Source organism: Bacillus sp. JJ1503 (assembly GCF_036965125.1).
Taxonomy (GTDB): domain Bacteria; phylum Bacillota; class Bacilli; order Bacillales; family Cytobacillaceae; genus Cytobacillus.
In genome coordinates this window covers 1-8,432 of the sequence record NZ_JBALOZ010000305.1, presented here as the reverse complement: position 1 = coordinate 8,432, position 8,432 = coordinate 1, and the positions used below count along the sequence as shown (strand labels likewise).

Sequence of the window (8,432 nt, the reverse complement as noted above, 5' to 3'; positions counted from 1 at the left end):
GTAGCTTACTGTTTGAAATATGATCTTCAGGCGTAAAAATATAAAAGGCATTTTCAAAAAGGATCGATTTTGCAGCAGTTACACCGCTTTTGTGTGACCCAGCCATTGGATGCCCGCCAATAAAACTGATTCCCCTTTTCTTAAAAGCGTCAGCCAATTGAACGATTTCCTTTTTCGTACTGCCTGCATCTGAAATAATAACTTGATTCTTTAATGGAATATTTTCTAGGATTTTAAATATCTTTTCGGTTACTTTTACTGGAGTAGCAATTAAAATCAGGTCAGCATGTTCAGCAGCTTCTTCAATTGAAATGGCAATTTCATCAATCACCCCAAGCATCCTTCCAAGCTTTGTCTGTTCTTCGTTCGCATCAAAACCAACGACAACTGCATCCTTGTGAGTCTTTTTAATGCATAGTGCCAAGGATCCTCCAATTAATCCTAAACCTATAATAAGTACACGGCCTTTCAAGCGGCTCACCACCTTTATGATTGAGTTATCCATTGTAAAAGCACATTTACTGGCTAAATATATGGTAATTAGGGAAAAAAGCTTCAGAGGCTATAGCAGCCTCTGATTTCTAATAAATAATTGTTTTCTTATGAAATGATTGTCTTTTCAGCTAGTAATTCAGCCATAACCTGCATAACACCTTCATTTTGCTCCTTTGAACCAACTGTCACCCTCACACATGTAGGGAAACCAAGTGCCTTGCCTGAACGAACGATATATCCTCTTTCGAGCAAATATTGAAATACTTCGTTTCCGTCCTTGTTAAAATCAATAAGGATAAAGTTTGCTTGTGAGGGGTAATAGCTTAAGCCCTTCTCCTCACAAAATGCATAAAGTTGTTCCAGACCCTCACGGTTTTTTTGTCTGCAGAAATCAACATACTCCTTGTCTTCAAGAGCTGCAACTGCTGCTGCTTGGGCCATTGTATTAACATTAAAAGGTTCTCTTGCTGGTTCTAAAACTTTAATGATTTCAGGTTGGCTAATCCCGAATCCAACACGAAGGCTTGCAAGGCCATAAATTTTTGAGAATGTACGCAAGACGATCATATTTGGAAAACGATCCAGTAAATGTACCGAACTGCTATAGTCTTCAGCAACAGCATAGTCAAAATAGGCTTCATCAATGACAACGAGAATTTCATTCGGCACTTTCTCTAAGAATGAAACTAATCGATCTTCACCTATATATGTTCCTGTCGGATTATTTGGGTTACAAACCCACACTACTGAAGTTGACTCGTCTATAGCCTGCAGCATTCCATCTAGGTCATGTTCTCCGTTTATTTGAGGAATTTCCCTAACCTCTGCACCATCAATGACAGCGTTATGCTTATACTGCGAAAAGGTTTGTGTAGCCATTACTGTGTTAGTGCCTGGCTTTAAAAGAGCCCTTGAAATAATTTGGATGAGGTTATCAGCCCCATTGCCAAAAATAAATTGTGATGGGCTTAAATGGAAATAATCAGCAATCATTTCTCTTAAATTAGTAGCATTTCCGTCTGGATAAAAAGGAAATGATGCTGAAGAACAATTGATAGCAGCAATCACATTTTCAGAGCATCCGAACGGATTTTCATTGGATGCCAATTTTATAATTTTTTCCAAACCATACTGTCTTTTTACTTCATCGATTGGTTTCCCAGGCTGATAAGGAGATAAATGAAGCAACTGCTCTTTCCATTTCATAATGATTCACCTTTTCTTTTGAATGTCATTAAAAATCAATGTATAAAAGATTAATTTTAATACTATTCTGCAGTATTTAAATCAGGTCTTAATTTAATGGCGTCTCCTAAGTAAATATGACTAATATCTTTTTGTGAAATATTTGTATTCACATGCATCATGACACGGATACATTTTTCTAATGAGGAATCGACTGGAATCTCTCTCATACACATAACAGGGACATACTTCCAGCCCTCTATTAATCTCATTGCTTTGGCAGGGAATACTGCTGTGATATCCTCTGTCACTGAAATGAAGACAGATGCAACCATCTCAGCATCGATCGAATTTTCCTCAATCATCTTCCTCAGCAAAATCTCTGTAGCTTCAATAATTTCTTTTTCATTGTTTTCATTTATTGTAGTAGCTCCTCTTACGCCGCGTATCACATGCAACCCCTCCTTTATTTTTGAAAATATTCTAGCTGCTTGATCAATTCCGCTTCTGAAACCTCAAATAATTCGGGGTTACCGATTTCCTTTAATAGAACAAAGTTTACTTTTTGACCGATTGACTTTTTATCTTGTTTCATTCGCTCAATTAAATTTTGTATCGTCAGTGCTTTAGGTATTTTGGTTTCATAGCCTAGACGAGCGAGCCAATTTTTTAACGGCTCCATATTAAAGGATAAACCCGTTATGTTATCGCTTAGTTGCAATGCAAATAGCATGCCGATCAATATTGATTCCCCATGTGTCCATTTGCCGTAGCCCATTTCAGCTTCAATCGCATGGCCAAGCGTATGGCCAAAATTTAAGTAAGCACGGATTCCAGACTCTTTCTCATCCATAGAAACAAAATAGTTCTTAATTTCAATTCCCTTAACTAAAGCATATTGTAAATCCTCTCCACCAAGTTCATCTAGAGAATTTACATGAGTTAACAGCCAATCATAAAAGGACGGATCATGAATTAAGCTATGCTTTATGACTTCAGCAAAACCAGATCGTCTTTCTTTCAGCGGTAGCGATCGCAGAAAATGCAAATCATAGAATACAGCTTCCGGCTGATAAAAAGCGCCAATCATATTTTTTCCCAATGGATGATTGATAGCGACTTTCCCGCCAACTGCGCTATCATGAGCTAAGATTGTCGTTGGCACTTGGAGAAAAGGGATTCCTCGCATGAATGTCGAAGCTACAAATCCTCCAAGGTCTCCAATTGCTCCACCACCAAATGCAATCAGTATTGATTTTCTGTCCAGCTTTTTTTCTAACGCAAAACTTAATGACTGATAATATACATCAAAGGTTTTCGCTTTTTCTCCGCTTGGAACGATGCAGATTTCCGATTTGAAATTGGATATGGCAGCTTTCATGTCATCTAAATAAAGCTCTGCAACTGTTTCATCAGTCAAAACCATAATCGTTGTTAAGGAAGGGAATTTATCTTGAATAAATGAGCTTATTTGCTCGATAACCCCTGCGCCAACATATACAGGATATGTTTTCGAATTCGTTTCAATGGTTACCGCATCCATTAGAATTCCCTCGCAAACGCTCTCTGCTGATCAATAATTTCCTTTAATGTTTCAAACCGGTCTGAGTAGTATTGATCCACGATCGCTGCTGCTAATTCCCAGGCTATAACATTCTCTGCTACTACTGCTGCTGCAGGAACGGCACAGCTGTCAGACCTCTCAATGCTTGCTGCAAATGGCTCCTTCGTTTCAATATCCACACTTTGAAGCGGTTTATATAAAGTAGGAATAGGCTTCATGACTCCCCTTACTACAATCGGCATACCTGTTGACATTCCGCCTTCTAAGCCGCCTAAACGATTCGTTTTACGGTAATAGCCTTGTTCCTGGCTCCATGCAATTTCATCATGAACTTCGCTGCCTGGCTTACTTGCCGCTTCAAAGCCGATCCCAATCTCTACACCTTTAAAGGCATTGATGCTCATTATCCCGCTTGATAATTTAGCGTCAAGCTTACGATCATAGTGAACATAGCTGCCGACTCCTGGAGGCATGCCTTCAACGATGACTTCAACAATACCGCCAATAGAATCACCTTGCTCTTTTGCATCATCAATAGCTTTCATCATTTGCTGTGCTGCATCAGGATCTATGCAGCGAACTGGTGAGTCTTCTGAAATCTCCTTCAGCTTTTCAAGAGTTTCGTATTCTCTGACTGCGGATTTAATTCCGCCAATTTCTACAACATGAGAAGCGATATTTATTCCAAGCTCAGCTAATAGCTTTTTGGCAACTGCCCCTGCAGCCACCCTTACAGTCGTTTCTCTTGCTGAAGAGCGTTCAAGAACATTTCTCATGTCTCTATGTCCATATTTTAGAGCACCATTCAAATCAGCGTGCCCAGGGCGAGGACGAGTAATTTTTCTTTTTATCTCTTCTTCTTCTTCTGGAGCAATAGGATCTTGACCCATAATTTTCGTCCAGTGCTTCCAATCGTTATTTTCAACGACTAATGCAACTGGGGATCCTAAAGTGTATCCGTGCCTGACTCCCCCAGTAATTTGTACTGTATCCTTTTCAATTTGCATTCTTCTGCCTCGGCCATGTCCTTTTTGACGTCTAGCTAATTCTATATTTATATCAGAAGTAAGCAAAGGCAACCCCGCTGGCAGCCCCTCAATAATAGCGGTCAGCTGCGGTCCATGTGATTCACCTGAAGTCAAATATCTCAAAACTCTTTCCCCCTTCAACTCATTAAAGAATTATGTACCAATATAACATATCGGCAAAAATATGAATAGTAAAAATAGAAAATTCATTTAATTTTTTGCAAAAAAACAATAATTATTACGTACAATCCATTCAAGGAAGGCCGGCATTTTCAACACAAAAAAATATAAACTTCTAAAAGAAAGAAGCCTGCATCTAAACAGACTTCTGATCTTTATTTTTTTCTGTAGAAGAATGTATCCTCCGATTCAAAATCATATTTGCTAGGATTAAATATTTGCTCTGTGCTGCCAACAAAAAAAATGCCATCTGTTTTTAAAGCGTTGCTAAATTTATTATAAAGCGTATCCTTCGCCTCTTCCGTAAAATAAATGAGGACATTCCGGCACACAATGAGATCAAATGGTCCGCCAAATGGATCTGAAAGCAAATTTTGCTTTCTAAAGGTTACAGTTTTTTTGATTTCATCTGACACTTTATAAAAGCTTCCGTCCTTCACAAAGTATTTCTTCTTCATATCTTCTGGGACTTCATTCAATGATCTTTCAGGGTATGTACCAATTTTTGCTCTCGCAATGACATTTTCATCAATATCTGTCGCCAATATTTGCACTTGGGATAATGACATAAAATTTGACATTACCATGGCTAACGTGTAAGGCTCTTCACCAGTGGAGCAAGCAGCACTCCATATTTTTAACCGTCTATTATTAGCCAGCAATTTAGGAAGTATTTTATTCTCTAGCACCTCCCACCTTTTTGAATTTCGATAAAATTCAGAAACGTTAATGGTCATTCTATCCAAAAATTCATTTAAAAGCTGATTATCCATTCTTATTGCTTCAAAAAACTCTTGAAAGGTCTTATATCCCTTTTTTTCATAAAGAGATAGGAGTCTCCTTTTCATTTGTGCTTCCTTATATAAAGATAGGTCAATTCCTGTTTTCTTCTTTATATTTACAATAAAGCTTTGATAATCACTAGACATTTGCCCTTCTCCCCTAAGCATATATTCATTCTATTCTCATATAAAGTAAGTATAGCTGAAAATTTGACAAAAAGGACCAAAATTTGTTTCAAAAAGGGATTATAACAAAAAAAAGCACCCGCAATGTTTGCGAGCACTTTTTCCATTTAGTTAATCCACTCATTCATTAACTTTGAGTATTCTACAAGTTCTTCTTGTTTGAAGAATAAGCCAATTTCACGTTCTGCACTTTCAGGTGAATCAGAACCGTGAATAATATTTTTTCCTACAGTAGCTGCGAAATCACCACGGATTGTACCTGGTGCTGAATCTTTTGGATTAGTTGCTCCCATCATTTGACGAGCTGTTGCAATTACATTTTCGCCTTCCCATACCATTGCGAAAACAGGGCCAGAAGTGATGAAATCTACTAATTCTCCGAAGAAAGGACGCTCTTTGTGCTCACCATAATGCTGCTCAGCAAGTTCCTTAGAGATGCTCATAAGCTTACCGCCAACAAGCTGAAAACCCTTCTTCTCGAAACGGGCAACGATCTCACCAATTAAATTACGTTGAACGCCGTCAGGCTTAACCATTAAAAATGTTTTTTCCATAAATGTCAACTCCTAAAGCTATGTATAGTGAATTATCCTAATACGATAATCCACGAAAATATTAACATTGTTTTGAAGATAATACAAGGTCAATGGAGAAACATCGACCAAATCGTGATTAAAAACTTCTTTTGCCAATCACTTTCGCAATATCGATTAGTGTTTTCTTTGCACGATTTTGCGGGAGTTCTTTTAATATATCCAGTGCCTTATTTAAATATAAATCACTGACTTGAAGAGATCTTTCGATGGCGCCAGAGTTCTTAATGAGCGAAATGATTCTTTCCATATCACTTCGTTCTGTCGTTTCACGAACTTTAATAATCTCTTTTCGAATTTCTGCATCCTCCATGGCAAAAAAGACCGGTAAAGTAATATTGCCTTGATGAAGGTCATCTCCAGCTGGTTTCCCGAGCTCTTTTTCCGTGCCTGTAAAGTCAAGGACGTCATCAATAATCTGATAGGACATTCCAACATAATACCCAAAGCGATACAGCTTTTTGTGGACCTTTTCATCAACGTCAGCTGCAATTGCCCCAAGCTGGCAGCTTACAGCAATGAGTATCGCTGTCTTCCGCTTTATTCTTCGGAAGTAATCGCGAATATTTTGTTCAAAATTATATTTATCCTGAATCTGTTCAATCTCACCAATACAAAGTTCAACTAACGTGTTTGACAAAATCTGATGAGTAAATGGATTCTCAATATCTGTAATCAGTTCCAAAGCACGAGCAAAAATATAGTCCCCTGTGTACATGGCGACTTTATTATCCCATTTGGCTTTAATTGTTGGCTTTCCCCGTCTTAATTCTGCATCATCAATGACATCATCATGAACGAGGGAAGCCATGTGAATTAACTCAAGCGCAACAGCCACATTTTTTATTTTGTTAATGTCGTAAGCGCCAAACTTGCCAGCAAGCAAAACAAAAACGGGGCGGATTCTCTTTCCCCCAGCTTTTAATAAATGCAAGGATGCTTGGTGTAATAAAGGAGACTCCGCTTGAACTGTCTCTTCGAGTGTTTGCTCTATATTTTTTAAATCGGAATTTAGAAATGAATACATCATTTTTAACTTCATTTCCCATACTCACCCAGCTTAAAATCCTGTCTGCAGCTTCCATACATTAGAGGACGTACAAATCGAGCCAGAAGTTCTTCATTGGATCCGTCCGGACATTAATTTCTATGAAAAAAGCATTCAGAAAAAAGTTTTATTTTTCTTTACTTCCAATGTGCACCGCTGCAACTCCACCGCTGTACGGTTTATATGTTACTTTGACAAAACCAGCTTCTTCGAACATGTTTGCAAGCTCCTTCATACCAGGGAAATCGCGGGCTGATTCTTGTAACCATGAATACTCTTTATAGCTTTTTGCAAATATTTTTCCGAACATAGGCATGATAAAGCGGAAATAAAGGTAATATGCTTGTTTATAGCCAAACATCGTTGGCTGAGATGTTTCAAGGCAAACAGCCATACCACCAGGTTTAAGCACGCGGCGCATTTCCTTTAATACTTGCAAATAATCCGGCACATTTCGGAGTCCAAAGCCTATTGTCACATAATCAAAGGAGTGATCGGGGAATGGCAGTTCCATTGCATTGCCATGAACGAGCTTAACTTGCTTCAAATTCAGCTCTTTTACCTTTTGCTCACCGATTTTCAGCATGTTTTTGCTGAAATCAAGGCCTACCACTTCTCCCTCAGTTCCTACTGCCTCTGCCAAGCTAATAGTCCAATCAGCAGTTCCACAGCAAAGGTCTAATGCTTTGGAACCTTTTTGGACATTCATGCGTTTCATGGTGTCCTTACGCCATCTTAAATGCTGCTGAAAGCTAATGACGGAATTCATCTTGTCATAATTGTCATAGATCTTCTCAAAAACATGATGGACGCGCTCTTCTTTTGATTGTTGCATGCCTTCTAACCTTCCTCCACAAATATATTTTCTGCGGGCTGATGCTGACTAATGATTGCATATGCTCTTTGCTTCATCGGTTCATTCAGATTCGGGAGTTTGCTCATATATTTATCAATTAATTGCTTTGAGCTATTAAGATACCTGTCGCACGTGTGAATCAATAAGTGCTGCTGCTCTTCACATAGCTCGGTATTTTGATTTTTAGGTAGTAACAATTTTTTCAGTGCCTCAAAAACGATTGATGTCTCACCTTTTAAAAATCTCATCTTTTCCATCAACAATCTTTTTCTAAATAAAAGGTTAGAGGCAAATTCGTTCCAATTCGGATCCTCTATTAAATCAATTACCTTTTCAAATAATGAGGATTCAATCTTTTTTACACTTTCCATTAATATATCAACTGCTTCAACTGCTGTTTGATAAACAGAAATCTTATTTTCATTTACTTCTTTAATACCTGTAGCCAGCGATTTAATCAAGGGGATATCTTCAAGTTCGGCAAGAATCTTATAATATAAACCGCTATAATACAC

10 protein-coding genes are annotated in these 8,432 nt (G+C 38.1%); all 10 read right to left on the bottom strand.

Annotation, left to right across the window (positions count from 1 at the left end):
- A partial coding sequence (locus V7149_RS20865) for a prephenate dehydrogenase/arogenate dehydrogenase family protein (protein WP_438824140.1) occupies nucleotides 1-481 on the bottom strand: 481 nt, incomplete at its 3' end.
- A 119-nt stretch (nucleotides 482-600) separates the two neighbouring features.
- A complete protein-coding gene (hisC, locus tag V7149_RS20860) occupies nucleotides 601-1,701 on the bottom strand; it encodes a histidinol-phosphate transaminase (RefSeq protein ID WP_335347516.1) in 1,101 nt (366 codons plus the stop codon).
- Nucleotides 1,702-1,763: 62 nt separating this feature from the next.
- On the bottom strand, nucleotides 1,764-2,132 hold the full coding sequence (aroH, locus tag V7149_RS20855) for a chorismate mutase (RefSeq protein WP_335347515.1): 369 nt from the start codon (nucleotides 2,130-2,132) through the stop codon (nucleotides 1,764-1,766).
- A 14-nt stretch (nucleotides 2,133-2,146) separates the two neighbouring features.
- Nucleotides 2,147-3,223 (bottom strand): 3-dehydroquinate synthase, encoded by a 1,077-nt coding sequence (gene aroB / locus V7149_RS20850; protein ID WP_335347514.1) that lies wholly within the window; start codon nucleotides 3,221-3,223, stop codon nucleotides 2,147-2,149.
- Complete coding sequence (gene aroC, locus V7149_RS20845; RefSeq protein WP_335347513.1) at nucleotides 3,223-4,395, bottom strand: chorismate synthase; 1,173 nt, start codon at nucleotides 4,393-4,395, stop codon at nucleotides 3,223-3,225. The genes aroB and aroC overlap by 1 nt, the downstream gene beginning before the upstream one ends.
- Nucleotides 4,396-4,607: 212 nt before the next feature.
- Entirely contained in the window at nucleotides 4,608-5,381 is a 774-nt protein-coding gene (locus tag V7149_RS20840; protein ID WP_335347512.1) for a CheR family methyltransferase, read from the bottom strand.
- A gap of 146 nt (nucleotides 5,382-5,527) precedes the next feature.
- Nucleotides 5,528-5,974, bottom strand: a complete 447-nt coding sequence (gene ndk / locus V7149_RS20835) for a nucleoside-diphosphate kinase (RefSeq protein WP_335347511.1) — start codon at nucleotides 5,972-5,974, stop codon at nucleotides 5,528-5,530.
- Nucleotides 5,975-6,092: 118 nt separating this feature from the next.
- Nucleotides 6,093-7,055, bottom strand: a complete 963-nt coding sequence (hepT, locus tag V7149_RS20830; protein WP_335347510.1) for a heptaprenyl diphosphate synthase component II — start codon at nucleotides 7,053-7,055, stop codon at nucleotides 6,093-6,095.
- A gap of 133 nt (nucleotides 7,056-7,188) precedes the next feature.
- Complete coding sequence (locus tag V7149_RS20825) at nucleotides 7,189-7,896, bottom strand: demethylmenaquinone methyltransferase (RefSeq protein ID WP_335347509.1); 708 nt, start codon at nucleotides 7,894-7,896, stop codon at nucleotides 7,189-7,191.
- A gap of 5 nt (nucleotides 7,897-7,901) precedes the next feature.
- Nucleotides 7,902-8,432 (bottom strand): heptaprenyl diphosphate synthase component 1 (locus V7149_RS20820; RefSeq protein ID WP_335347508.1); only part of this gene is annotated, 531 nt, incomplete at its 5' end.

Bases quoted from the DNA above. Each gene is read 5' to 3' on its own strand.
- hisC (WP_335347516.1), bottom strand. From the start codon at position 1,701: ATGAAATGGAAAGAGCAGTTGCTTCATTTATCTCCTTATCAGCCTGGG.
- aroB (WP_335347514.1), bottom strand. From the start codon at position 3,223: ATGGATGCGGTAACCATTGAAACGAATTCGAAAACATATCCTGTATAT.
- V7149_RS20840 (WP_335347512.1), bottom strand. From the start codon at position 5,381: ATGTCTAGTGATTATCAAAGCTTTATTGTAAATATAAAGAAGAAAACA.
- ndk (WP_335347511.1), bottom strand. From the start codon at position 5,974: ATGGAAAAAACATTTTTAATGGTTAAGCCTGACGGCGTTCAACGTAAT.
- hepT (WP_335347510.1), bottom strand. From the start codon at position 7,055: ATGAAGTTAAAAATGATGTATTCATTTCTAAATTCCGATTTAAAAAAT.
- V7149_RS20825 (WP_335347509.1), bottom strand. From the start codon at position 7,896: ATGCAACAATCAAAAGAAGAGCGCGTCCATCATGTTTTTGAGAAGATC.